The 25320-nt window shown below is 41.0% G+C and carries 21 protein-coding genes; 6 read left to right on the top strand and 15 right to left on the bottom strand.

The features are described 5' to 3' along the window. Positions 1-518 precede the first annotated feature (518 nt). The 3 genes from LK453_RS00565 to LK453_RS00575 all read left to right on the top strand — a co-directional run bounded on the left by LK453_RS00565 (position 519) and on the right by LK453_RS00575 (position 2854). Complete coding sequence (locus LK453_RS00565) at positions 519-1664, top strand: BaiN/RdsA family NAD(P)/FAD-dependent oxidoreductase (RefSeq protein ID WP_379652686.1); 1146 nt, start codon at positions 519-521, stop codon at positions 1662-1664. Between the two features lie 66 nt (positions 1665-1730). After that, positions 1731-2285 carry a hypothetical protein gene (locus LK453_RS00570; protein ID WP_201534267.1) on the top strand — a complete coding sequence of 185 codons (555 nt, stop codon included), beginning with the start codon at positions 1731-1733 and terminating at the stop codon, positions 2283-2285. A gap of 218 nt (positions 2286-2503) precedes the next feature. Continuing rightward, a complete protein-coding gene (locus LK453_RS00575; protein WP_201541932.1) occupies positions 2504-2854 on the top strand; it encodes a hypothetical protein in 351 nt (116 codons plus the stop codon). Here the strand turns inward: LK453_RS00575 and LK453_RS00580 are convergent. The 4 genes from LK453_RS00580 to LK453_RS00595 form a co-directional block, all read right to left on the bottom strand. After that, on the bottom strand, positions 2819-3814 hold the full coding sequence (locus tag LK453_RS00580; RefSeq protein ID WP_265335061.1) for an IS4 family transposase: 996 nt from the start codon (positions 3812-3814) through the stop codon (positions 2819-2821). The two genes, LK453_RS00575 and LK453_RS00580, sit on opposite strands and share 36 nt — an antisense overlap. 415 nt (positions 3815-4229) lie before the next feature. Then, complete coding sequence (locus tag LK453_RS00585; RefSeq protein WP_201534273.1) at positions 4230-5720, bottom strand: amidase; 1491 nt, start codon at positions 5718-5720, stop codon at positions 4230-4232. Between the two features lie 173 nt (positions 5721-5893). Next, positions 5894-6601, bottom strand: a complete 708-nt coding sequence (locus LK453_RS00590; RefSeq protein WP_201534276.1) for a pirin family protein — start codon at positions 6599-6601, stop codon at positions 5894-5896. A gap of 222 nt (positions 6602-6823) precedes the next feature. After that, on the bottom strand, positions 6824-9991 hold the full coding sequence (locus tag LK453_RS00595) for a DNA translocase FtsK (protein ID WP_201534285.1): 3168 nt from the start codon (positions 9989-9991) through the stop codon (positions 6824-6826). Between the two features lie 470 nt (positions 9992-10461). On the opposite strand from LK453_RS00595, the gene trxB reads away from it, so the two are divergent. From trxB to LK453_RS00610, 3 genes are all read left to right on the top strand, one after another. Further along, positions 10462-11484: a thioredoxin-disulfide reductase gene (gene trxB / locus LK453_RS00600; RefSeq protein WP_201529253.1), complete on the top strand. Its 1023-nt coding sequence runs from the start codon at positions 10462-10464 to the stop codon at positions 11482-11484. A 413-nt stretch (positions 11485-11897) separates the two neighbouring features. Next, positions 11898-12614: a leucyl/phenylalanyl-tRNA--protein transferase gene (gene aat / locus LK453_RS00605; RefSeq protein WP_227674366.1), complete on the top strand. Its 717-nt coding sequence runs from the start codon at positions 11898-11900 to the stop codon at positions 12612-12614. A gap of 5 nt (positions 12615-12619) precedes the next feature. Next, positions 12620-13441 carry an arginyltransferase gene (locus LK453_RS00610; RefSeq protein WP_201534291.1) on the top strand — a complete coding sequence of 274 codons (822 nt, stop codon included), beginning with the start codon at positions 12620-12622 and terminating at the stop codon, positions 13439-13441. A 43-nt stretch (positions 13442-13484) separates the two neighbouring features. On the opposite strand, the gene rimI is transcribed toward LK453_RS00610, so the two are convergent. The 11 genes from rimI to LK453_RS00665 form a co-directional block, all read right to left on the bottom strand. Beyond that, positions 13485-14003 carry a ribosomal protein S18-alanine N-acetyltransferase gene (gene rimI / locus LK453_RS00615; protein WP_201534311.1) on the bottom strand — a complete coding sequence of 173 codons (519 nt, stop codon included), beginning with the start codon at positions 14001-14003 and terminating at the stop codon, positions 13485-13487. A gap of 189 nt (positions 14004-14192) precedes the next feature. Further along, positions 14193-15125 (bottom strand): electron transfer flavoprotein subunit alpha/FixB family protein, encoded by a 933-nt coding sequence (locus tag LK453_RS00620; RefSeq protein WP_007394027.1) that lies wholly within the window; start codon positions 15123-15125, stop codon positions 14193-14195. Positions 15126-15302: 177 nt separating this feature from the next. Next, positions 15303-16052 carry an electron transfer flavoprotein subunit beta/FixA family protein gene (locus LK453_RS00625; RefSeq protein WP_201541630.1) on the bottom strand — a complete coding sequence of 250 codons (750 nt, stop codon included), beginning with the start codon at positions 16050-16052 and terminating at the stop codon, positions 15303-15305. A 661-nt stretch (positions 16053-16713) separates the two neighbouring features. After that, positions 16714-16929 (bottom strand): cold-shock protein, encoded by a 216-nt coding sequence (locus tag LK453_RS00630; RefSeq protein WP_007394029.1) that lies wholly within the window; start codon positions 16927-16929, stop codon positions 16714-16716. A 314-nt stretch (positions 16930-17243) separates the two neighbouring features. Continuing rightward, positions 17244-17570: a hypothetical protein gene (locus tag LK453_RS00635; protein ID WP_227954043.1), complete on the bottom strand. Its 327-nt coding sequence runs from the start codon at positions 17568-17570 to the stop codon at positions 17244-17246. Between the two features lie 393 nt (positions 17571-17963). Further along, entirely contained in the window at positions 17964-18980 is a 1017-nt protein-coding gene (ilvC, locus tag LK453_RS00640; RefSeq protein ID WP_007394032.1) for a ketol-acid reductoisomerase, read from the bottom strand. 183 nt (positions 18981-19163) lie between these two features. Next, entirely contained in the window at positions 19164-19655 is a 492-nt protein-coding gene (gene ilvN / locus LK453_RS00645) for an acetolactate synthase small subunit (RefSeq protein ID WP_007394033.1), read from the bottom strand. Beyond that, positions 19655-21370, bottom strand: coding sequence for an acetolactate synthase 3 large subunit (locus tag LK453_RS00650; RefSeq protein ID WP_201541632.1), 1716 nt, complete (start codon positions 21368-21370; stop codon positions 19655-19657). The genes ilvN and LK453_RS00650 overlap by 1 nt, the downstream gene beginning before the upstream one ends. Positions 21371-22272: 902 nt before the next feature. After that, positions 22273-23193 carry an NADPH-dependent 7-cyano-7-deazaguanine reductase QueF gene (queF, locus tag LK453_RS00655; RefSeq protein ID WP_201534331.1) on the bottom strand — a complete coding sequence of 307 codons (921 nt, stop codon included), beginning with the start codon at positions 23191-23193 and terminating at the stop codon, positions 22273-22275. 150 nt (positions 23194-23343) lie between these two features. Next, a complete protein-coding gene (locus LK453_RS00660; protein ID WP_227674365.1) occupies positions 23344-24168 on the bottom strand; it encodes an ABC transporter permease in 825 nt (274 codons plus the stop codon). Then, positions 24165-25130, bottom strand: a complete 966-nt coding sequence (locus LK453_RS00665; RefSeq protein ID WP_201534334.1) for an ABC transporter ATP-binding protein — start codon at positions 25128-25130, stop codon at positions 24165-24167. Before LK453_RS00665 ends, LK453_RS00660 begins: the two co-directional genes overlap by 4 nt. Positions 25131-25320: the final 190 nt, after the last annotated feature.

The following is a 25320-nucleotide window of genomic DNA, read 5'->3' on the forward strand; positions in this document are numbered from 1 at the left end:
TGATAAAATGTGATAGGGAATGAAGCGGAGGGTGGTAAAACAAGCACGATAGATAAAGGCGAAAGACCTATTGTTGAAAGATTAGGGTTAGTTTATTCCCTACAACTGTCTTTGTATGCCTATTATTAGGTATTTATTGTGAGTTTACTCAGTCCTATCCCTATGACTGTAGCACCCCATAGTTTTACTAGATTTTGATACAGTTGTAAACTGTTATTTGGTCTAAACTCATAAAATGTTTATGATTTTTAACCTATTATATTGGCAAAATAGCCATTTATTCCCTCAGTTACCCCCTATAAACACATACCCGCTATACCCTCTCTATAATTTCTTTACTGTCTCTGTTGTCAATTATTTAAAAAGCCAAATTTATGACCAAAAATACTGTTAATCACACTACCGCTAAAGCATCTCTTGTTAAAAATGAGGCAACAACAAGTGCCCCTACTCCTAAAGCCAAGGTAACTGTTGATGTGGTCATAATAGGGGCTGGTGCTTCCGGTCTATATTGTGCCATGACGGCTGCTCAAAGAGGCCGTTCGGTATTAGTCATAGACCATGCCAATAAGGCTGGTAAAAAAATATTAATGTCCGGCGGTGGCCGGTGTAACTTTACCAACTATGTGGTGGAGCCTGAAAATTTTATCGGTGAAAATGCCCATTTTTGTAAATCTGCTTTAACCCGCTATAACCCTTGGGAGTTTATCGGTTTGGTTGAAAAGCATGGGATTCCCTACCATGAGCGTGACTATGGACAGCTGTTTTGTGATGACTCTTCAAAAGACATCCTAAACTTATTGCTCGATGAATGCGCTCAAGCGGGAGCCAAAGTGCAATTAAAAACTGACATCATAGCGATTAAACCCGTCGTTAACGACAGCGAAGCACAAGGCTTTATAATCGAGACCTCAAAAGGCACCATTCAATGTGCTTCTTTGGTCATTGCTACTGGTGGTTTATCTATCCCTACCATGGGAGCCACCGGCTTTGGCTATGAGGTGGCGCAGCAGTTCGGCCATGATATTATCCTTACTTCAGCAGGCTTAGTACCGTTTACTTTTACCGATAAAGTGGGTGATATGATTGCCTCTCTAGCAGGTATTAGCCTCGATGTGGTTGCTTTTAATGAGCGCATTTCATTCCCTCGCCCAATGTTATTTACTCACCGTGGCTTATCTGGTCCTGCCATGCTGCAATTGTCTAACTACTGGCAAGTGGGCGAAGCCATTCATATTAATCTTGTACCCAATGTCAATATCAGCGACTTATTGATTGAGGCCAAAGCCAATCATCCTAAACAGTTAATTCGTAGTGTGCTCACCGAATACTTCCCTAAAAAGCTGTTATTGGCGTTACAAGATTTGCATTGGTCAGAATTTAAAGATAAAGAATTAGCAAATATCAAAGATGAAAATTTAATAGCCATTGGCGATAAAATAAATAACTGGACCATCAAACCTTCTGGTACTGAAGGCTATCGCACTGCTGAGGTCACTCGAGGTGGAGTTAATACTGATCAAGTCTCTTCTAAAACTTTTGAAAGTAAACTGCAACCTAATCTGTATTTTATCGGAGAAGTATTAGACGTTACTGGCTGGCTAGGGGGCTATAATTTCCAGTGGGCTTGGGCCAGTGGTAAGGCCTGTGGCGAGGTAGTTTAGGGTTACTAAAGCTATTTATATTGCCTTTTGAATGTTTGAGGTTATAAACCAAAATGATGAATAACTATGTCTACTCAGAACTTTAAAAGTAAAACAATTGGCTCCAGAATAAAAGACATTTTTGTTACCTTGGTAGGGTTATTCGTACTCTCTATCATTGGCTTACAGTACTATTCAGTTTACCAATTTAATAAGCAAAACCCTGATTTATATACTCCGAGACCTGTAAAAGGGGAAAAACCAAGTAAAGAAGAGCTGATAAGACTTATGAATGATATTACAAACAACCTGAACCAACAAAGCCGTAGCTATTATAGGAATGAGGGCGTATACGAAGGCTTTATTTTCTTATCTAAAACCTATACCAATCCAACCCAGCAGACGATTAATCAAGTAGAAAACAATATCGCTCAGCAAAATATTTGGGCTAAAATCAACTCAGAGCAAGCCAATACTCAAATATTTTGTCACGAGCAAATAATGCTAGAGAAACATTATAATCGCAATGAATTAGAAAAGTATCTCTATATATCTATCCGCTGGGATAGTACTGGCGAATGCCGTGACTTACATTACAACCCTGATAGTAACCTTGCAAAGCGGCTTTTGCAGTCTCCTTAACTATATTCCCTTTCAATGTAGTTTCCTTAACTGTGTCTATTTTAACAATTAAGTAACATTGGTAACTTTTTGAAGTATATCTTAAAAAATATTGACATTTATACTACAAAATAATATAACTGTAACTGAACTATTACTTTTTTAATTACCTAAAACTTACTCATGCTGATTTTTCTTAGTTCACATGTCCTAACTTTTAGTACAAATATGAGAGAATTATGAAAAAGGGTTTAATTGCAGTAGGTATTTTGGCTTTATTGGCTCAAGGTTGTGCGACACCACACGTGGTTCAAACGACAAAAGCTACTGATACAAATTTGTCTTGTAAGCAGATTGTCACAGAAATATCAGAAGCAGAAAGATTTGAAAAAGAAGCACGTGACGATCGTAAAGTTACAGGTACCAATGTTGCCGCTGCTGTATTATTTTGGCCAGCACTAATTGGTACTTATGCAAATACAGAGGAAGCCATCGATGCGGCAAAATTGCGTCGTGAAAACCTCACTAAATTACCTCTGCACACGACAAAAAAATCATCCCCACCGGATTTTCATAGGTTTAGGGGTTAAAAAGCTAACTAACTGTCGAAAGACAGTCTTATCATTGTTAAAAAACACCAAACGAAGACCTTCAATCAATAAATCCAGACCAAGCGCAAACAAACTGGCTTGAGGTCGAGCGTTTGACTTCAACTTGCGTTTTAACGGCTTATCTTTGTCTTTATAAATACCGACATGATAAGCCCAACAAAATGCTAAGGCGTTCACTGCGACTAATTTACTGACCCGATCAAGATGGGTTAAGTGGGTATCTTCAAGATTAAAGCCACTCCCCTTTAGACAAGCAAATAAAGTCTCAATTTCCCAACGCTTGCCATAGCTTATCATCGCATCCACTGTTTCTAGTTGATTGGTTGCCACAATCACTAAACCGTAGTCTTTATCACGCTTGGCAAATACTCGAACCAAACAACCATCGACAGTCAGTATTCGCCCATGTCGATATGTTTCTTGATGGCCAACATGGCGAAATAACTCTTTAATCTGTACCAACTTGCCATGATGATTCTTAACTTTACTGTTCTTCTTAATCCGTATGGCAAAGGGTATGTGATTATTGGTGAGCCAGTTAAACCATTTTTCGCCAACAAACTCTCTGTCTGCTACTATCATCTCAAGGTTATCTTTGCCAAATTGTTTGATAAACCGCTCAATAAGTTCACAGCGTTCAAGATGGTTTGTATTACCTCGCTTATCTAGCATTTGCCAGTATAAGGGGATGGCTATCCCTTTATATACCACCCCTAGCATAAAGATGTTGAGGTTACTTTTACCCCATTTCCAGTTGGTGCGGTCAATGGTTAAGGTGACTTTGCCTAGCCCAAACAGTCGATATATCATTAAAGCTAATTGATCATAGTCTATCCTCGCTTCGGCAAAAAATCGCTGTAGTCTGCGATAGTGACTGTCGGTCTTGCCACCCTTAGGAATGTGTCTTGCTATTTTTTTTAAGATTACTGCTTTGAGCAGTAATCAGGGCTATTATCATTAAGCTCAAACATGTGATTCTTGCCTTGTTCATACTCAGGTTTTGGGTTAAAGTTTCACTAAGTCTGTTAAAGTTTGGCATGGTCTGATTCGTCTTAAAAATTACTATTATGCCTTTGCTTTAACAGACTTTTTTGTTTTTTTTGTCGTGTGCAGAGCTAAATTACATACCAAAAAGAGCTGCTAGTTCCTTGTTTATACGATATTAATAATATGACCATCTAATTAAGGTAACTCTTTAATCAACATAGTCATTTAATAGTCATTTAATAGTCATTTAATAGTCATTTAAAAAGAGCCTATTACGACATCGTAATAGGCTCTTTTTATATCGCATCTTATTAAAAAAAAGATTAAGCGTAGCAAAGCACTCAAGCCATCCTCAGATTACTTCGTCCTAAATCGCCGGTTCAGTAAACAAGCCAGCACTTTCAAACTGGGCAGCCAAAGCAAACAATCTAGCCTCATCATTCATACGGCCAATAAACTGCATACCAATCGGTAAACCTTGACTCGTCATACCTAGGGGCACAGACATCGCTGGCAGGCCAGTTATGTTACCTAGCGTGGTGAAGGCCATTTTACTTAATACTGGTGCGCTAAGACGTTCTACTATGCTTGAATTATAGATCCATTTGCCTATATTGATCCCTTTCTCAATGAGTCCGCTGACATTAAGTAATAGCTCATCAATACGACCGGGCGGCAATACCCCATGCTTTACAGCAGCCGTGGGTACAGTGGGGCACAATATCATGTCATATTGCTCCAGGATTAGTCCGGTTTGATACTGCACCTCATGCCAGCCCTGTTTTGCTTTGAGCAAATCCATAACGCTTAATGAGCGCCCTATCATCGCCATATTACGGGTCTGTGGCTCAAGATTGGCCACTTGCTGCTTACCATATCGCAGACCCAAGTCTTCAACAAGATAAGCAGTGTGGGCGCAAACTACGGTAAAGAAATCGCGCCACATCCGGTCACTGTCAATTTTTGGCGTATCATAGTCTACCCTATGTCCCATGTCCTCAAGCTGTCTGCCTGTTTGTTCTAATACCGCCATAACTTCTTTATCTACTTTTGCACCCGGAAACAACGGCTCTCGCATTAAGGCTATCTTTAATGACTTAGACGGAGTCTTGGTGGCCTCCAAAAATCTACCTTGGTCTGACGATTCTGCTATAAAAGCTGCCCCCACCTCTCTGCCAGCAGTAGCGTCTAACATAGCGGCGCTGTCGCGGACACTACGAGTGATAACATGATCAGCGACTGCCCCTTCCCAACCTTCGGCGTACAGAGGCCCACTAGGGTTACGACCTCGGCTTGGTTTTAAACCGAATACACCACACCAAGCTGACGGAAAGCGTATCGAACCGCCACCATCACCCCCACCTGCCATAGGTACAATACCGGCACTAACCGCTGCTGCACTGCCCCCTGATGAGCCACCACTGCTATAGCCTTTTTTGAACGGGTTATGAGTGGCCCCGAAAGATTTAGGCTCTGTGGTAATGATTAAACCAAACTCTGGCGTGTTGGTCTTACCAAAGGTATTGACGCCCGTGGCTTTCATCCGCCTTACCAGCTCACTGTCTTCTGTTGGCACAATGTTGACACTACGGCTGCCCATTTTGATAGGCTCATCAGCAAATAGATAGTTTAAATCCTTTAGCAGGTAAGGCACCCCTGTAAAAATTCCTTGAGGTAGACCTTGCTGTGCTGCATTAAATGCACGTTCGTCAAAACGATGAATAATGGCATTTAATTTAGGGTTGAGTTTATTGGCTTGATAGATAGCAGCTTCTAATGCTTCTTTGGCACTGATATCGCCTGATTTGATTAACTGCGCCAATCCAAGGGCGTCATATTGCGGATACTCTTTAAACATAGCCTTCCCTGCTTGAGTGTGATGGTCGATAATTGGATAGCTTATAACAATGCCAACAAAAAAGCCAAACCCAAAGGTTTGGCTTTTGATAGATAACTATGAGTAAAGGCGAAAATAATCAAAGCCAATGACTTAAATTATCTAAATTACGCGAATTACTCAAGTTGTCTAAACTACATGGGAACTTCCATTAGTAACACACGAGAGCCTTCTAGCGCTTCTACCTCGAAGCCTTTGGTATCCACGATACCCATACCATCACGAGTTTCTAGAATTTTATCACCGATTTTTACTTTGCCTTCGATAACAAAGGCATAGACGCCATGTTGGTTCCCTTTTAGATCATAGCTAGCACTCACCCCTTTATCAAGGTTGCCCATATGGAACCAGGCATCTTGGTGAATCCATACGCCTGCATCATCTGGGTTGGGCGATAAGATCTGACCAAATTCATTAGGCTTCAACATATCTGCTATTTTTAGCTGTTGATAACGAGGCTCAACCCCTTGTTTATTTGGCATTACCCAAATTTGGAAAAACTTAACGGGTTCACCAGGTTGGCCATTCATCTCACTGTGTGCGATACCAGTACCGGCTGACATTACTTGAATTTCACCACTTTCGATAATGCCGTTAGTACCAATGGTGTCTTTGTGAGCCAATTTACCTGATGTTGGAATTGAAATAATTTCCATATCACGGTGAGGGTGAGTACCAAAACCCATACCCCCTTCGACATGGTCATCATTAATCACACGTAATGCGCCAAATCCCATACGCTCAGGATTGTAGTAGTTTGCAAAGCTAAAAGTGTGTTTGCTTTTTAACCAGCCATGATCTGCGCTACCACGAGTATTGGCTTTATGTACGATAGTTTTCATAGGTAATCCTCATTTTTATATCTATGTTTCGTTTTAATGAAGCCATTATATCATGAATATATACTTAACCAACACTAGTCACTGTTAACTTTAGTTTAATTGTGTAAAGAGTTCAATGCCTATTAAAATAACTGTTAAGTGGGTGTTAAATGACCTAAAAAATAGCCATAAAAAAGGGGCTTAAGCCCCTTAGTTAATACCTACGTTACTCATTTGAAATCATTACATCAGTAGTTCACGCTTGCCACTTTTACCCATGGAGCTGACCAGTCCTGCCTCTTCCATAGAATCAACAATACGCGCAGCTCGGTTGTAACCAATACTAAATTTACGTTGGATACTAGACGCAGAGACTTTACGTGTTTCTAAAACGAAAGCCACCGCCTCATCATAAAGAGCATCGTCCTCTCCTGAGGTATTACCTGCCCCACTACTGCTCGGACTGGTTAGATCGAAGTTATTGGCCATATTATCAATGTAATCAGGGGCACCGCGCTCACGCCAAGCATCACACACTCGGTTGACCTCTTCATCACTGACATACGCACCATGCACACGATCAGGCTCAATTTGACCTGGGCCTAAGAACAGCATATCACCGTTACCCAGCATGTCCTCTGCCCCGCCAGCATCCAAGATAGTGCGAGAGTCTACTTTAGAGTTAACCCGTAATGCCGCACGTACTGGAATGTTGGCTTTAATTAGACCGGTAATAACATCGACAGACGGACGCTGCGTCGCTAACATTAAGTGAATACCAGCCGCACGAGACTTCTGTGCCAAGCGGGTAATCAGCTCTTCTGCTTGTTTACCGACTTGCATAATCATGTCTGCGAACTCATCAGCGACAATGACAATCATTGGTAGGGTCTTAAGCTTAGGCGCTTTATCGATACTGACGCTGTCATTAGGACGCCATAATGGATCAATCATCGGTCTGCCTGCTTTTTCAGCGGCGATTACCTTTTTGTTAAATTCACTTAACTTACGTACTTTAAGTAAGCTCATTAACTGATAACGGCGCTCCATTTCTGCCACACACCATGCCAAGCTACTGGCTGCTTCATTCATATCCGTCACCACGGGGGTTAACAGATGAGGAATGTCATTGTAGTTGGCTAATTCTAGCTGTTTGGGATCAATCAAGATTAATCTTAATTGTGAAGGCGTGTATTTAAGCAGCATAGATAACAGCATGGCGTTGACCAATACAGACTTACCCGAGCCGGTGGTACCCGCTACTAACATATGAGGGGCACGTGCTAGGTCAGTAATGACAGGCTTACCACCGATGTCTTTACCCATAGCCATACTAATCTGAGCTTTGGGATTTTTATAATCTTCGGTTTGCAGCAGTTCAACCAAACGCACCATTTCGCGTTTTTTATTGGGCACTTCAATACCGATATAAGGCTTACCGGGGATGACCTCTACCACACGCAATGACGCCATAGATAAAGAACGCGCCAAATCTCGTGAAATACCGGTCACTTTACTGGCTTTTACCCCAGGTGCTAAATCCACTTCAAAGCGCGTGACTACAGGCCCAGGAATGGCGTTAACCACTTCGGCTTTTACATTAAATTCTTGCAGTTTAATTTCTAATAACTCAGACAGCTGCTGTAGTTCAGCCTGATTATAGCTTGGCGTACGATCGGGGTCTGGCTTATCCAAAATGGACAGCTCAGGAATAGGTGATAAACCTTCACGATACTTAGCCGTTTGCATGGCACGACTACTAGACGCAAAAGCCGCATCATCATGAATTTCAGGAAGACTTATATCATCATCTTCTTCATCGTCTATATCAGGCACCATGTCTTCAATATGGTTACTTGCATCACCATCAGGCGTTGCAAATCGAATAGTCGGGGCGACTCTAGTTTCTGTATTCTGTGCCTCACTCGGCTCATGAGGTTTCTTTGGGTTCGAAGGTGGGGTATTGGTCGGTGTTAGATCCAACACCTCATCAACTTCGATATCAGACTCAACGTCAGTCGCCTCTTGTTCTGTCTCACGGTCTTCGAGTTCACTATCGACTAGTTCAATCTCTTCTACTTTATTGTCTTCTAACGCAACGTCAGGTTGCTCATTATTGTCATAAGCATCCTCATCAACAGGCTCATTATTTTGTTGTGCAGCACTGGTTGGCTCTATTTTAGGTTTATCTGCTAATGTTTCAGGTTCAACTGTGTCTATAGCTACAGAAGTTTTAGCGATAGAAGGGAAAGTCTCTGTCTCTGGCTCTAATGTTTCTAAATCGTCTGCCGCTTCATGCACTGTACTGACTGAGTCAAGGGTCTCTTCGGTAGCTTCCACGTCGCTGGCTTTATTGTCTACGTTATTAGAGGTAGCGGTTACACTAGAAGTCACAGCAACGGCAACCGGTAAAGCTTGTTCATCTAGCAACTCATTAATAGCATTTTGGTCATTCCAAGCAAAACTTGGTTCCTGCTTTTTTAGAACAGGGTTTGCTTTTATAGGCTGCTGATCGGCTTTGTTTTGTTTTTCAGAATTGCTACGCGCTTCTTCTGCCTCTTGTTCACGCAGCGCCAAGATACTTTCAGTAAGGCCTGAGTTTACTAGGAATTCATCTAATACATTAGTTAATGCTGGGTCAGACTTTCTACTGTAGGCTGAGTGGCTATTGGCTAGCAAATCAGCCTCTTCATCATCCGCTGTTTCAGGCAGTTTTAATTTTAACTGTTCAAATAAAGGAGACTCAGTATCTGTTGGATGTACTTGATCAGAGGTTTCATCAGTGGTTAATGCGTTATCCTCTGCTAATTCAGACGCTTCATTGGCCGCTGCTGCATCGCGTTGTATGCCACTGCCTAACCACGATAAGCTGAAGACTTCTTTGAACACCCGCTTCCAATGAATATCAAAAGCAAATGTCGCCGTAATCAAGCTAAATACTAGTAAGAATAAAGCCGCCCCATAAATGGTCAATAGCCCAGACAAAGGCGTGGCGACTTCTACCCCTAAAATACCACCAAAACGGGCACCATTATCAGAGATCAAACCCGACACTTGCGGTGTGACTGCTAAAAGACCACAGCTAGCCAGTAGCAAAAACACATAGGCAATGGCTCTTAAAGGACCAGAAGCTTGATCACGATGCCACCACATACAAACCGCTTCATAAACCAAAAAGGCCATTAACCACCAGGCTGGCCAGCCTAGAAAAGTATATAAAAGGTCTGATAGCCATGCGCCCACTGCGCCGCCCATATTACTAATCTGACCCATATCACTGCTGATACGCGACCAACTTGGATCATTGGGGGTATAAGTAACCAAGATAACGAACAAGAATGCGGACAGCAGGACGGCAAGTAAAGTAAAAACAATTTTTTTAAGCGTATGAATGAAAGGTGCCGTTATCATTAATTTTTCCCAACGTTTGAAACTTAGATATAAACCATAAACCTGATATAAACCACAAACCCATAATGACCCTGCACTGCTTATCACTGACTATTACGGATTTCAGTTTAAGCAATAAGGCCAGCTGCTTTTTGAGCAGGAGTTAACGGTGCAATTTTAAATAAAGAATGGTATAAAATAGACGTTTATGACTGGTGAACATCGGCCATTAAGCAAAATTATTAGCCTAGTTTTTATAATCCTCTATAATAGCAAATTGTGCTCTATTTTCGAGCATTGACTGGCTTATTTATCATATAAATAAACATGATAACTTAAACTCATTTGCTATTGTAAACAAATGCCCCCATTCTTATAAATACCAACGTCGATAAATTGTCCTTTATAGTAGCGCCTTTTGTTACTTATGGCATTTACCACGCTAACGCAAACTTTCAAATGTTACTCAAAAATCAAAATAAGGAAAGTACATGACACAAGAGACCTCAGCACCTCGTCACGAAAAACTAATTATTCTAGGCTCAGGCCCTGCAGGATACTCAGCGGCTGTTTACGCTGCTCGTGCTAACTTAAAGCCAGTTATCATTTCAGGTATGCAAGTCGGCGGTCAGTTAACTACGACTACCGAAGTTGACAACTGGCCAGGTGATGCTCATGGTTTGACCGGTCCTGATTTAATGGTACGTATGAAAGAGCATGCCGAGCGTTTTGGTACTGAGATTATCAATGATCATATTAACTCAGTGACCTTGACCGAGCGTCCTTTCAAACTTGAAGGTAATGCTGGCAGCTACACCTGTGATGCGCTAATCATCGCTACCGGTGCTTCAGCTCAGTACTTAGGTCTTGAGTCAGAAAATAAATTTAAAGGTCTAGGCGTGTCTGCTTGTGCCACTTGTGATGGTTTCTTCTATAAGAACCAGAAAGTAGCGGTTATCGGTGGCGGCAACACTGCTGTCGAAGAAGCGTTGTACTTATCAAACATAGCCAAAGAAGTCATCTTAGTGCACCGCCGTGACAGCTTACGCTCTGAGAAAATCTTGCAAGACAAGCTGTTTGAAAAAGCCAAAAAAGGCAACGTCACTATCGAATGGAACCATCAAGTTAAAGAAGTGGTCGGTGATGACATGGGAGTTAACGGTATTGTTATCGAATCGACAAAAGATGGTAGCACCAAGCACTTAGATGTCATGGGTATGTTTGTGGCTATCGGTCACAAACCAAATACAGACATGTTCGATGGTCAATTAGATATGAAAGATGGTTATATCGTGGTCAATAGCGGTATCCAAGGCAATGCGACTCAAACCAGTATTGAGGGTGTATTTGCAGCGGGCGATGTGGCTGACCATGTTTATCGTCAGGCCATTACCTCAGCAGGTACTGGCTGTATGGCCGCACTGGATGCGGAAAAATACCTAGACTCAATCGGTGAGGCCGATGCGAAAGATCATACTTACGCCTCTACTTTAACCGAGGATGATCAGGCTTAAATCTATTAAGTTCGTTAAGCGCTTGCTACTTATAAATCTAGCTACTTATAAGTTTGGATGCTGAGCTTAATCATAAGAGGTGCCAATCAAAAACTGATTGGCACTTTTTTTTATGACGGGCTATTTATGAAATAATAAAGGTGAATTGTTGTCAATGCTTAAGCAATTGATATACTAACTCTTTGTTTATTTTAATCTAGCACTTAGTTTAACGTCGTACTTAACGCTGTTTTCTAATGCTAACTGCTGACTTATCATGTTATCTTACGTGGCTTTATTTACTTTATTAATAAGAGATAAACTTTGTGACCTCAGACAATCAAAGCAACTCAGACACTCCCTCACAAAGTAGGCAAACCGCACAAGCGTCCTCTCCCCTATTTGACTGCCCCTACTTATTTCCTGAACCCAGTGTGGCAGATCCTGATGGTTTAGGACTGGTGGCTATCGGTGGAGATTTGTCCCCCGAAACCTTGTTAGCAGCTTATTCTCAAGGCCTATTTCCTTGGTTTAATGAAGATGAGCCTATTGCATGGTGGTCTCCTGAGCCCCGCTGTATCTTAGACCCTAGCTCCTACGCTGCTAGTAAATCACTCACACGACTCGCCAAGTCTAGTACGTGGCACTGGAGCATTAATAGCGCTTTTGAGGAGGTTATTCACGCTTGTAGCTTACCGCGTAGCTATGCCAAAGACACTTGGATTCACGAGGAGATGATAGAGGCTTATACCGAGCTTCATGAGCTTGGCTACGCCCATAGCTTTGAAGTATGGGAGGACGATGTCTTGATTGGGGGCCTATATGGCTTAAAAATAGGACAAATTTATTTTGGCGAATCCATGTTTCATCGTAAGAGCAATGCCTCAAAAGTGGCTTTCTGGGCTCTCAATAACTTTTGTCAATTTAGCAACGTTAAGCTTATAGACTGCCAGTTACCCAATCCCCATCTGCAGAGTTTAGGCGCCGGTATCATGCCACGCGAACCATTTTTGCAAACTTTATCTAAGCTGGTAGTACAAAGCAGTTCCAGTTGGCACGCTCAGGCTCACACTCGCTTTTTGGTGAATCAACTGCCCCATACCACTATGCCTATCCCCTCTACCTCACTGACCCAAGACCGCAAGGATTAAGTTAGATGCATCTTTATGCAGACAATATGGTACACCTCGATAATTTTGAAGTTGAAAATAGCTTTAATCTCTCTCCTCCCAGTCTATGTAGCTATATCCCAGAACAGGTATCGCAGCTGACCTTTATGCTGTTAGACACCAACCAAAGTATTGATACTGAGCTATATACTCAGCTATGTGCCCAAGGCTTCAGACGTAGTGGTACGGCTTTCTATCGACCCAATTGCTCACATTGTTTACAGTGCATCTCGAGTCGTGTGGTGGTAAATAAGTTTGTGCCCTCAAGACGCTATCGCAAAGTAGTTAATCGTAATAGCGGGGTGACGACCAAATTTATAGCAGCATCTGAGGCCGGCCAAGAGCATTATGCTTTGTATCAAAAGTACATCTCTGCACGACATGCTGAAGGCGATATGTATCCCCCTAGTCTGCATACTTTCGAGCAATTTTTAGTGGACAGTCCAGCAGATACGATGTTTATGGAAGTGAGAGAAGCCAATAATAAGCTGATTGCGGTGGCAGTGACTGATAAGCTAAGCGATGGCTTATCAAGCATTTATACCTTTTTCGACCCAGACCCAAGCTATAATTCACGCAGCTTAGGTGTTTTTTGTATATTAAGCCAAATTGAAACTGCCAAACAGTTGGGATTAGAGTATGCCTACTTAGGCTTCTGGATTCCTACGGTGAAAAAGATGAGTTATAAGACCGACTACACTCCGATTGAGTTATTAATCAATAATCGCTGGACCTACTTTGAGCAGACGCCAGACAGCGACGAGGTATTGAGACTACTACAGACCTCCACTGTACAGTTTATCTTGTAGCTTTTTCATAGACAGGGACATCAGTGTAGATAAAAACACAATCTTAGGCCTGCCTTTCATACTGCATGATTAACGCATCACATCGTCGTTCTATGCTGCTGTCTTCAGCAGGGATGGCGTAATACCCTTTACGGGTATGAATGACCTCAAAGCCCATTTTCCGATACAACGCAATCGCTTTGGTGTTATCTGCTCTAACTTCTAATAAAATTCTATCTAATTGCTTATGTGGCATATCCTGAATTAATGCCTGTAGCAAACTGGCAGCCAAGCCTCGACGCTGAAAGTCAGGATGCGTACCAATGCGTAATACTTCAGCCACTTCAAATACAGTGCTTATAAGACAATAAGCGACCAGTTGCTTATCTTGTTGCTGGGGTTGGTCTGCCTGTACTATCCCCCAACACTGATTAATATCTTGCTGTAAAAGAGCGTCAATCTGCTGTTGGTTCCAACTATCTAACTGCACCTTTCGCTCAATATCAGCCACTTGTTGAAGCAAATGAGGGTCAGCGTTTGTGATAGATATGGGACATAGATTGGTAAGATGAGAATGGGGCATGGGCGAAACTCAAATAAAAACTGTCATCACAGTATATAAAATTAAATAACTAAAAAAAGTATTAAAAAAGCCCTCAATAAAATATTGAGGGCTTTTGATTGCTCAAAAAGCAATTTACTAAAAAGTAGTTTGCTTAAAAAGCAGCTTGCTAGAAACTAATTTAGTAAAAGTTAACTGGCAAGACAAAAATTACAGCTTGCTGGTTAACTCAGGAAGTACGGTAAATAAATCGCCTTCTAGGAAGTAGTCAGCAACGCTAGCAATTGGCGCTTCTGGATCGTTGTTGATAGCAACGATAACTTTAGAATCTTTCATACCTGCTAAATGCTGAATAGCACCTGAGATACCGGCAGCGATATATAAGTTTGGTGCAACGATTTTACCTGTTTGACCTACTTGCATATCATTAGGTACATAACCGGCGTCAACAGCGGCACGTGATGCACCGATTGCCGCGCCTAGTTTGTCTGCTAGTGGCTCGATATATTTTGTGAAGTTTTCACCATTGGCTAAAGCACGACCACCTGAAACTACGATTTCAGCAGAAGTTAGCTCTGGACGATCAGACTTCGCTAATTCTTCGCTAACAAAGCTTGATTTAGCAGCATCTTGTGAGTTGTCTAACTCTTGGATTTCAGCAGAACCGCCTTCAGCAGCCGCCGCATCAAATGCAGTAGTACGAACTGTAACTAGTACTTTATCTTCAGAAGTTTTAACGGTCGCTAAAGCGTTACCTGCATAGATAGGACGCTCGAAAGTATTGGCGTCGATTACCTGCATAATATCAGTAATCATGCTAACGTCTAAAAGAGCTGCCACACGTGGCATGAAGTTTTTACCGTTAGTCGTCGCTGGTGCAACGATATGGCTGTAATCGCCAGCAAGATCTTTAACTAATAAAGAAACATTTTCAGCCAATTGATATTCATAAGCTGGGCTATCGACACAAATTACTTTGCTTACGCCTGCTACTTTAGCCGCTTGTTCAGCCACTGGCTTACAACCAGAACCTGCAACCAATACATGGATGTCACTGCCCATTTGAGAAGCAGCAGTTACTGTGCTTAGCGTTGCTTTTTTTAGCTCGGCGTTATCATGTTCTGCATATACTAAAATTGCCATGAGATTATTATCCTTTCAAATAATTATAAAAAATTGTGATTTGGTAACTCTTAATTACCGCCTGTCAGCTTCAAAATATTTCGGCTTTAAAATAGGTTAACTTCAAAACCTCTAGAAATAATGACAGGCCGATAACGTAACGAAACTAATCAAATTTATAAGAAGTCAGTTCAACAATTAAATAACTTTGGCTTCATTTCTTAGTTTGTCAATTAGCTCATCCACTGAACTAACTTTAATACCTGCAGAACGCTCAGGTGGTGGAGTTACTTTCACAACTTCTTGCTTAGAAGCCATGTCTACACCGAAATCTGCTGGTGTTTTCTCATCAAGCGGCTTCTTCTTAGCTTTCATGATGTTTGGAAGTTTTGCGTAACGTGGTTCGTTTAGACGTAAATCAGTAGTGATTACTGCAGGTAATGGTAACGCTACTGTCTGTAAGCCGCCGTCGATTTCACGCGTTACATTTACTTTATCGCCTTCAACTTTAACTTCTGATGCGAAAGTACCTTGACCGATACCCATTAATGCAGCAAGCATCTGGCCAGTCTGGTTGTTGTCGTCATCAATTGCTTGTTTACCAAGTAGGATAATGTCTGTGCCTTCTTGCTCAGCGATACCTTTAAGGATTTTTGCAACTTGTAGAGGGTATGCTTTGTCATCAGTCTGAACCAAAATACCACGGTCAGCACCTAGCGCTAGAGCAGCACGAATTTGTTCTTGAGATTCTTTAGGGCCGATAGAAGCAACAATTACCTCATCAACCACGCCTGCTTCTTTCAGACGTACTGCTTCTTCAACAGCGATTTCACAAAATGGGTTGATAGACATTTTTGTGTTACTAAGATCAACGCCAGAATTATCAGCTTTAACGCGAACTTTTACGTTATAGTCAATCACACGCTTAACAGCGACTAATGCTTTCATACGTTCCTCGTTTATTAATGTTATGAGTTATCAAAATTACGATTCTAAACAAAGTGCTCAGTATATCTTATCTTGCACTTCAAAATTAATTCTTATACATCTTAGCCAATATAGGGACCAATATATATAACAATTTGTTGGATTTAATTAACAGGATTTGTTCAGTCATCTGACTCGTTAATCAACCCAATAGTCTACTAAACCGAAAATAGTTTTTACCAACCATTTTTTAGGCTTTGGTGCAGTATAAATAAACATTTATTATCAGACGACATTATATTGCGTGACCAACCCATGAAGGTCAAGCCATGGACGTGAATAAAGGGTCATAAATTTATTCATTATTTATGATTTTTGCCCTAGAAATTTTGAATATCTTCCCTAGCGACCTTTAATTTTTACATTTATAACTGCTTTTTTAGATTTGAACACGTTTTGTCGTTTATTAACGTTGCTTTAGTTAACCTTGCCGAACTAGATACCCTAAAATTATTTCAGTGTTACTATAAGTTGTGTATCAGTTATACAGCTTCTAAAACTTAAATATAGCGGCTAGCTCTAATTTCGGACCAAAAAAAAGACAACCAAGTGGTTGTCTTTTTATAGCATCATCATCTTTATAGATAATTTATGCTTTTTGTAGGACAAAGCCTACAATAAATTATTCAGCTGATTCGATTTGTTCAGCTTGTGGACCTTTTTGGCCTTGGCCTAATACGAAAGTAACTTTTTGACCTTCGGCTAGGGTTTTGAAACCGCTGCCTTGAATAGCACTGTAATGAGCAAATACGTCTTGACCGCCATCGTCTTGTGCGATGAAACCAAAACCTTTAGCTTCGTTGAACCACTTAACAGTACCTTGTACACGTTCTGACATAACTTTTCCTAATATAAAATTGATTTAACTATAGTCATGATGCTTTTAACTGACCCGCTCTACTTGGTAGAGACTGTGTCGGTAGAAAACGTAAAGCGAGTAGTATTGATTAGAATGTTGACTAATCTTCACTCTAATAAATAACCACTTTTCTTACATTTCTACATGTTAATGCAGTCATGTTTGAATTAGTAGCTGTGCTATTCATTCAAAAAGTAACTTACTTACTACGGACTAGTATAACAGCTTTAAGCACGTTGTCCTAATAATATCTGTAGTTTTAGTTAGTTTGATGTAAAAAATGTAAATATTATCTAACTAGTTTGCTTAGCAATGAATAAAACAAAAATACATAACGCAAAAAAAGTAGTCGCAAAAGCCTGACTAAAAGCAATATAAGGCTTAGGAATGACGAGTTCTTCTGGCTTCGACGGTAAGCCTGTTCGTCTTAATAGACGACTGCCATACACCCAGCCTGATACCGTATAAATCCAATATGCCACAGGCACTGCCATTTCGATAGACTTAAAATCAAACCAGTACACTACAGCAATAGAAACAAATAGCCAAAAAGTATCAATTAAAGAGCTCACATGGAAAAATTTTGATTCCGGTAACTTGCCCCCAGTTTTTTTGAGCATCTGCCCTTCTGTCCATATTAAAAGTGCAACCACAGCGCTAAGAGCAATATAAATAGAGGGTGGATTAAGAGTTGTGAACCACTGGGTATCCATGTTTTCAAGTTATCCTATTAATTATCAAGCGATCAGTTATTCGATTATGTGTGAGTTATCGAGTAATTTATTTAGGGCAATATAAACTATATAGCGTTTTTTTTAAGCGCTTCAAGAGCGGCTGTTTATTCAAAGCTTAAAAAAGCCCATGTATCCGTAGACACATGAGCTTTTATAGCGTTTGCAATTTTTGCAGCTTTTAAAATTGCCACTCTATTAAATCTGATTGCTCTCATTTAAATAATGATTAAATTTAAGTCCTAACTAGATTTAAACAGTGACTATATTTAATAGCTTAAATTAGTTCTTTTCTTTATCGATGATTTTGTTACCACCAATCCAAGGCATCATCGCACGTAGCTTAGCGCCTGTTTTTTCAATTTCATGCTCTGCGTTGTTACGACGACGAGCAGTCATTGAAGGATAGTTTGTGGCACCTTCAGAGATGAACATCTTAGCGTATTCACCAGACTGAATGCGTTTTAGAGCATTGCGCATGGCTTCACGAGACTGTTCATTAATAACTTCAGGACCAGTCACATACTCGCCATACTCAGCGTTGTTACTGATTGAATAGTTCATATCAGCAATACCGCCTTCATACATTAAGTCTACGATAAGTTTTAACTCATGTAAGCACTCAAAGTAAGCCATTTCTGGCGCATAACCTGCTTCAGTTAGGGTTTCAAAGCCCATTTTAACCAACTCTACTGCGCCACCACAAAGTACAGCTTGCTCACCGAATAAGTCAGTTTCAGTTTCATCTTTGAACGTAGTTTCGATGATACCTGAACGACCACCACCTACACCAGCAGCATAAGATAAAGCCACTTGTTTGGCTTGACCTGACGCATCTTGATAAATTGCGATTAGATCTGGAATACCGCCACCTTTAGTGAACTCAGAACGTACTGTGTGACCTGGTGCTTTTGGTGCAACCATAATAACGTCTAGATCTTTACGTGGCACAACTTGGTTATAATGGATAGCAAAGCCATGAGCAAATGCTAGCGTTGCGCCTTCCTTAATGTTTGGCTCAATAACGTCTTCGTATAAAGATTTTTGGAACTCATCTGGGGTTAGAATCATAACCACTTCAGCTGCTTGTACCGCATCTGCAACTTCAGCAACTTTAAGGCCTGCATTCTCAGCTTTTTTCCAAGAGCCTGAGTTAGCACGTAGACCTACAGTCACATCAACACCTGAGTCTTGAAGGTTAAGCGCATGGGCATGACCTTGCGAACCATAACCAATAATAGCTACTTTTTTGCCCTGGATGATAGATAAGTCACAATCTTTATCGTAATAAACATTCATAATTTAGTCCTTTTAAATACTTTCAAATAATGTTGAAAATAGGGGGTAGTGTTGAAGTTCAACTTTTTAATATAACAACTTTCGGGTTTTATTTAAGCGCCTGCTAACAAACTCTTTCATTGGCAAACGCTTAAGGCATTACTATTACTACAAATCAGACTATTAGCCAAAGGCTAGTATAGGCTAAAGGCTCAAGGTGCGCTCACCGCGTAAAATACCGATAACCCCTGAACGTACCACTTCTAGAATACGGTCACGACCAATCACTTCGATAAAGCCGTCAAGCTTAGCTTCGTCACCCACAATTTGTAAGGTATAAATGCTTGAGGTCACATCGACGATTTGGGCTCGGAAAATATCAGCACTGCGTTTTACTTCAGCACGAGCACTGCCAGTCGCTCGAACTTTGATCAGCATAAGTTCACGCTCTACGTGAGCATTGTCTGTTAAGTCAATTACTTTAACCACTTCAATTAGCTTGTGCAAATGCTTAGTGATCTGCTCGATTTTATCAGCGCTGGCATTGGTGGTCAGGGTTAAGCGTGAAATGGTTTCATCTTCAGTAGGGGCTACGTTTAGCGTTTCAATGTTATAACCGCGTTGTGAAAATAGTCCTACCAGACGTGACAGCGACCCAGCTTCGTTTTCCATTAGTACAGAGATTAAATGTTGCATTAGGTACGCTCCCCCTTAGATAACCACATATCACGCATAGACTGCCCCGCAACCTGCATTGGATAAACGTGCTCATTACGATCAACGTACACATCAATAAATACAAGTTTGTCCTTCATTGCCATCGCTTCTGCCAGTTGTTCTTCAAGCTTCTCTGGATCGGTAATCTTGATGCCCACATGACCGTAGCTTTCCGCAAGCTTCACAAAGTCTGGTAATGATTCCATATAAGAAGAGGCATGACGACCTTCATACAGCATGTCTTGCCACTGCTTAACCATACCTAATTGGGCATTGTTTAAGCATAAAATCTTAACGGGCAGACCATACTGGAAACAAGTAGACAGCTCTTGAATATTCATTTGAATCGAGCCTTCACCAGTGATACAGACCACATCACGCTCAGGCTCTACTAATTTAGCCGCCATGGCATAAGGCAGACCCACACCCATGGTACCTAAGCCACCTGAGTTCAACCACTGGCGCGGCTCATTGTATTTGTAATAAAGCGCAGCAAACATTTGGTGCTGACCCACGTCACTGGTAATAATGGCGTTACCATTGGTTACTTCATAGAGTTTCTCAACAACGGCTTGTGGCTTCATGCCCTGCTCAGTGCTGGTGTCATAACGTAGACCATGACGCTTACGCCATTCATTAATTTGTGACCACCAGTCCAACAACGCAGGCTGATCTAATTGTTTATCATCGCCTTGCAACAGCTCAAGCATGTCAGTTAATACAGACTTCACATCGCCAACGATTGGAATATCGGCATTGATGGTTTTTGAAATTGATGCAGGATCAATATCAATATGGATAATGGTCGCATTTGGACAGAATTTCTGAACATTGTTGGTCACACGGTCATCAAAGCGTGCCCCTACCGCCAAAATAACATCCGCATGGTGCATGGTCATATTTGCTTCATAAGTACCGTGCATGCCTAGCATACCAAGGAACTGACGATCAGAACCTGGGAAAGCCCCTAAGCCCATTAAAGTATTGGTTACGGGCAGGTTCAACTGATGTGCCAATTGGGTTAATTCTTTATGTGCATTGCCCAAGATAACGCCGCCCCCTGAATATAGGATAGGACGTTTGGCCGATAATAAAGTCTCAACCGCTTTTTTAATCTGACCACTGTGACCTTTTACTGACGGCTGATATGAACGTAGATTCACCGACTCTGGGTAATTATATTCAAACTTCTCATGTGGCGCCGTGGTGTCTTTCGGGATATCAATAACTACAGGACCAGGACGACCTGACTGAGCGATATAGAAAGCTTTTTTGATAATGTCGGGAATTTCGCTAGCCTCACGCACCTGGAAACTGTGCTTAACGATAGGACGTGATACGCCTACCATGTCAGTCTCTTGGAATGCGTCATCACCGATAAGATACTTAGGCACCTGACCTGAGATAACCACCATTGGAATTGAATCCATAAAAGCAGTCGCAATAGCGGTAACGGTGTTGGTTGCGCCTGGACCTGAAGTGGCCAATACCACACCAGTTTTACCCGTTCTACGCGAGTAAGCATCTGCCATATGACCAGCCGCTTGTTCATGACGTACTAAAATATGCTCAATGGCGTCTTGTTTAAAGATTGCATCATAAATGTGCAATACCGCGCCACCTGGGTAACCAAAAATGTATTCGACGCCCTCATCAATTAAGGACTGAATAAGCATCTCACCACCAGAGAGCATGATTGGCCCATCGCCATTTTCTAAAAGTTCACGCTTTTTGCCAAAGTTAATGGCAGCGTGGGCTGTTTGAGTGTGCCCTGTCATATTAGGGCTTTGGGTTGTTTGGGTCACTGTCATCACCTATTTTATTGCGGGATGTTATTAAGGCTTTTGTAATAAAAGTTGCTGGTCAGCAAAGCATACTAATCGTATACACCTAATGTTTTAAATAGTCTGTTAAAAGTTTCTTGATTTACTTTTAATCCTATTCAAATTGTTATTTTATGCATAATTTACAACTCATATCTATAAAATAAAATAACCCTATAGACACGACAAAAAATACCAACAGGCCTTAGCCATGTGATATGGGAACTTAAAAATACGGTGACCAAACGACGCTGAAAAGCTGGACCCTATAACTATAAGAGAAATAAGACCATTTTAAGAACTTAACAAGATTGGTGTGCTAGTAACTTAAAGCGATAGCCTAAAGTGCTACTGAAACATACAAATCGGGTTAAAAAGTATAAAAACTATACCCATCACCCTGATACCATCATAATTCTACAATCGTATTCCAGAATGATTACTTAGTCGCTGTAGACCGATAAGTCCCTGAATGTTTGAAGTTTTAACAACCTTCTCATTCATCACATTAAAAGAAGCCACCCTACTACGGACGGTAATCCAGCAATAGTTGCTACTTTATAGTTAACTCTCTCATGGAGACCGTTAACCGACTAATCATGATTCTATAATCCGATGTTTTACCCCCCATGTCAACTAAATTAAATTAATACGATACCATACTGAAATTAATCAATTAATAACGACTCATAAATTTGACGACATAAAAAACCCAAGCGTATAAATACACTTGGGTTCTTTGTTATATTGAGCTGGCTATTAGTCTGGCTTAGTTACTGACGTACCAAGCGGCTTGGTTTGGGCATTAAACTGATATCACTAACTCGGCAAGGATTAATATCGATACCACCGCGGCGGGTGTACCACGCTCGTACCATCAGCTTTGACGGCAAGTATCTTTGGCTTAAGTCAGCAAAAATCTGCTCTACACATTGCTCATGAAAACCATTGTGTTGACGGAAACTTAAAATATAGCTCAGTAGCTTGGCCTCATCGATAACATGCGACGTGCTTATTTCTATCGACAAAGTCCCCCAATCGGGTTGATTGGTCACTGGGCAATTACTACGCAGTAAATTTGAATACAGTTGATACTCTTTTTCAGTACTTAGTTTCTCAGTACCTAGTTTCTCAGTGCCTGATGCAGTATCTTCATGATCAGTCGACAATAAATCAGTTGACGATAGTAAGCTAGCGTCGGGGTGCTCAACTAAGCTAACCTTATGCGCCAAGCCGTCTAAGGCATTGTCTATACACTTGCCTTGTGGGTGGGCAATCAAAAACCCAGTATCAGACTCACTGCCTGAACTAATGGCATCAAGCTCAAACAATGCCACCCCGACTTCCGCCCCTACACAAGCTGATAAATCTTTGGCAATGGTTTGTTGCACCGCTTCCCAATTATCAAACTCAGTAAAGTTTAGACTATTCAAATAAAGCTTGAGTGACTTAGATTCAACGATATTAGGTGAGCTTGCAGGTATAGAGAATCGAGCAATGGCCATTTGCGAAATACCTTGATTATTAAGCCAAGACACTTCAAACGCATGCCACCAGTCTACCCCGACTGCTAACTTATCTTGTTGCCAATTAATTTCATTACGTCCCATTGAGCGTGGGATAGCATAAAGGGTATCTGGCTGATAAGTTTTGGGATAACTGGTACTCTCTCCCAATACGCCATGAATACTCATAAGTAAGTCCTATCATAAATGTTGAATTGAAATATCTTTTACAGCCTGGCCATTTATAGTCTGCTATTTACTTATCAAGCTATATAGCGGCCATATAACATCATATAACTATGCCATGACTCCATCTTATAACTATAGTCTTAAACGCAACTACAGTCTTAGACGTGAGCCATTTTGTAATAAACGATAAGCAATGACATAGAAAATAACACAGAAGAAGAAAATAGCCCCCATTGAATACCATACATTAACGTCAGAATACCCCAAAATGCCGTAGCGGAAAGAGTTAACCATATACACAATTGGGTTGAGCAAAGAGATATTTTGCCAAAAAGGTGATAAGTTTTCTAAAGAATAAAACACCCCACCCAAATACGTTAGAGGTGTTAATACAAAGCTTGGAATGATAGAGATATCATCAAATGAACGGGCATATACCGCGTTAATGAAACCCCCTAATGAAAACAGTATCGAGGTGCCTAAGACGGTAAATAACATCACGAAGAAATGCTCAATACCAAGTTCGGTAAAGAACTGAGCCACTATCGATACAATCACAGCAATCATTAGACCACGGAATACTCCGCCGCCGATATAACCAATCAATATCGAGTGCTTAGACACAGGTGATACCAAAAGCTCTTCAATGCTGGAGGTAAACTTAGCACTAAAGAAGCTTGAGACCACGTTAGAATAACTATTGGTAATCACCGACATCATGATAAGGCCAGGCACAATGAACTGCATATACGGTACCCCGCCCATTTCGCCGACACGTGAACCAATCATTTTACCGAAGATGACGAAATACAAGCTCATAGTGATAACGGGTGGCAACAATGTTTGTGGCCAGATACGCAAAATACGGCGTATTTCTTTGACTAAGATAGTCCGGAAAGCAATCCACTTTTGAGCAAACGTTAAGCCGTCATTGCTGTGACCTTTAACGGGTGTTTGTTTATTAATGCTGCTCATAGTCCTGCCTCCTTCATGCTATCTTTGGTTTGTACGCCTTGATCAACCAGACGCATAAATAGCTCTTCCAAACGGTTAGCCTTATTACGCATACTTGCTACCTCAACGCCTTGCTCAGTTAATTGTTTAAACACCTCATTTAACGATTCACCGTCAGATAGAGTAACTTCCAAAGTTTGATCATCAGGCTGCAAGACAGAAGTGACACCAGTAATAGACACTTGACCTGAAGTGGGCTTTTCTAAGTCCAAAATAAACGTTTCAATAGATAATTGACCCAACAGCTCTTTCATTTCAGTATTAATGCGAATTTCGCCATGGTCTAAAATAGCGATATATCGACACAACTGTTCCGCTTCTTCTAAATAATGGGTAGTCAGAATAATAGTGGTCTTTTCTTCTTCATTAATCTGCTGCATAAACTCCCACATTGAGCGGCGCAGCTCGATATCAACCCCAGCTGTGGGTTCATCCAAAATTAGCAATCTTGGCTTGTGAATCAAAGCCCGAGCAATCATTAATCGACGTTTCATACCACCTGATAATTCACGAGCTTTGTTGTTTCGTTTGTCCCAAAGTCCAAGAGCCGTCAGTAACTTCTTAGCTCTTGGTCTCGAATCTTTGGCAGAAATACCAAAATAGCCTGCTTGAGTAATCAGAATATCTTCAACCTTTTCAAACTGGTTAAAGTTAAACTCTTGAGGAACGATGCCTAAATATTGTTTGGCAATAGATGGGTTCTGTAACAAATCAGTTCCAAATATCTCGATACTACCCTCAGTAGGTTTAAACAAGGAGCTAATAATGCCAATCATCGTTGATTTACCAGCACCGTTAGGGCCTAGCAAAGCAAAAAACTCTCCTTGTGGCACCGTCAAGTTTACATTCTTCAAGGCGGTAAACCCATTGCCATAAACTTTAGAGAGGTTAGTAATCTGTAATGCAGGGGTTGTATTAGTCATAAATTTATATCTTTATTAGCTTTTATAATGAAGACCAAAATAGTCAAATAGGGTGTCTAAAATATAGTGTGTAAGGTATATGGAGCCTAAAATCTTTAATTAAACCCAACTAGGTGTAAACAGAGTCATTGATAAAAGTCATCAATAATTTAAACGACAAAAGACGCTCACCTTGCAGTGAGCGTCTTTA

The organism is Psychrobacter sanguinis (genome assembly GCF_020736705.1).
Taxonomy (GTDB): domain Bacteria; phylum Pseudomonadota; class Gammaproteobacteria; order Pseudomonadales; family Moraxellaceae; genus Psychrobacter; species Psychrobacter sanguinis.

What these genes read in the sequence shown, in the direction of transcription:
- LK453_RS00565 (WP_379652686.1), top strand. Translation starts at nt 519, where the DNA reads ATGACGGCTGCTCAAAGAGGCCGTTCGGTATTAGTCATAGACCATGCC.
- LK453_RS00570 (WP_201534267.1), top strand. Translation starts at nt 1,731, where the DNA reads ATGTCTACTCAGAACTTTAAAAGTAAAACAATTGGCTCCAGAATAAAA.
- LK453_RS00575 (WP_201541932.1), top strand. Translation starts at nt 2,504, where the DNA reads ATGAAAAAGGGTTTAATTGCAGTAGGTATTTTGGCTTTATTGGCTCAA.
- LK453_RS00585 (WP_201534273.1), bottom strand. Translation starts at nt 5,720, where the DNA reads ATGTTTAAAGAGTATCCGCAATATGACGCCCTTGGATTGGCGCAGTTA.
- LK453_RS00590 (WP_201534276.1), bottom strand. Translation starts at nt 6,601, where the DNA reads ATGAAAACTATCGTACATAAAGCCAATACTCGTGGTAGCGCAGATCAT.
- LK453_RS00595 (WP_201534285.1), bottom strand. Translation starts at nt 9,991, where the DNA reads ATGATAACGGCACCTTTCATTCATACGCTTAAAAAAATTGTTTTTACT.
- trxB (WP_201529253.1), top strand. Translation starts at nt 10,462, where the DNA reads ATGACACAAGAGACCTCAGCACCTCGTCACGAAAAACTAATTATTCTA.
- LK453_RS00610 (WP_201534291.1), top strand. Translation starts at nt 12,620, where the DNA reads ATGCATCTTTATGCAGACAATATGGTACACCTCGATAATTTTGAAGTT.
- rimI (WP_201534311.1), bottom strand. Translation starts at nt 14,003, where the DNA reads ATGCCCCATTCTCATCTTACCAATCTATGTCCCATATCTATCACAAAC.
- LK453_RS00620 (WP_007394027.1), bottom strand. Translation starts at nt 15,125, where the DNA reads ATGGCAATTTTAGTATATGCAGAACATGATAACGCCGAGCTAAAAAAA.
- LK453_RS00625 (WP_201541630.1), bottom strand. Translation starts at nt 16,052, where the DNA reads ATGAAAGCATTAGTCGCTGTTAAGCGTGTGATTGACTATAACGTAAAA.
- LK453_RS00630 (WP_007394029.1), bottom strand. Translation starts at nt 16,929, where the DNA reads ATGTCAGAACGTGTACAAGGTACTGTTAAGTGGTTCAACGAAGCTAAA.
- LK453_RS00635 (WP_227954043.1), bottom strand. Translation starts at nt 17,570, where the DNA reads ATGCTCAAAAAAACTGGGGGCAAGTTACCGGAATCAAAATTTTTCCAT.
- ilvC (WP_007394032.1), bottom strand. Translation starts at nt 18,980, where the DNA reads ATGAATGTTTATTACGATAAAGATTGTGACTTATCTATCATCCAGGGC.
- ilvN (WP_007394033.1), bottom strand. Translation starts at nt 19,655, where the DNA reads ATGCAACATTTAATCTCTGTACTAATGGAAAACGAAGCTGGGTCGCTG.
- LK453_RS00650 (WP_201541632.1), bottom strand. Translation starts at nt 21,370, where the DNA reads ATGCTCTCTGGTGGTGAGATGCTTATTCAGTCCTTAATTGATGAGGGC.
- queF (WP_201534331.1), bottom strand. Translation starts at nt 23,193, where the DNA reads ATGAGTATTCATGGCGTATTGGGAGAGAGTACCAGTTATCCCAAAACT.
- LK453_RS00660 (WP_227674365.1), bottom strand. Translation starts at nt 24,168, where the DNA reads ATGAGCAGCATTAATAAACAAACACCCGTTAAAGGTCACAGCAATGAC.
- LK453_RS00665 (WP_201534334.1), bottom strand. Translation starts at nt 25,130, where the DNA reads ATGACTAATACAACCCCTGCATTACAGATTACTAACCTCTCTAAAGTT.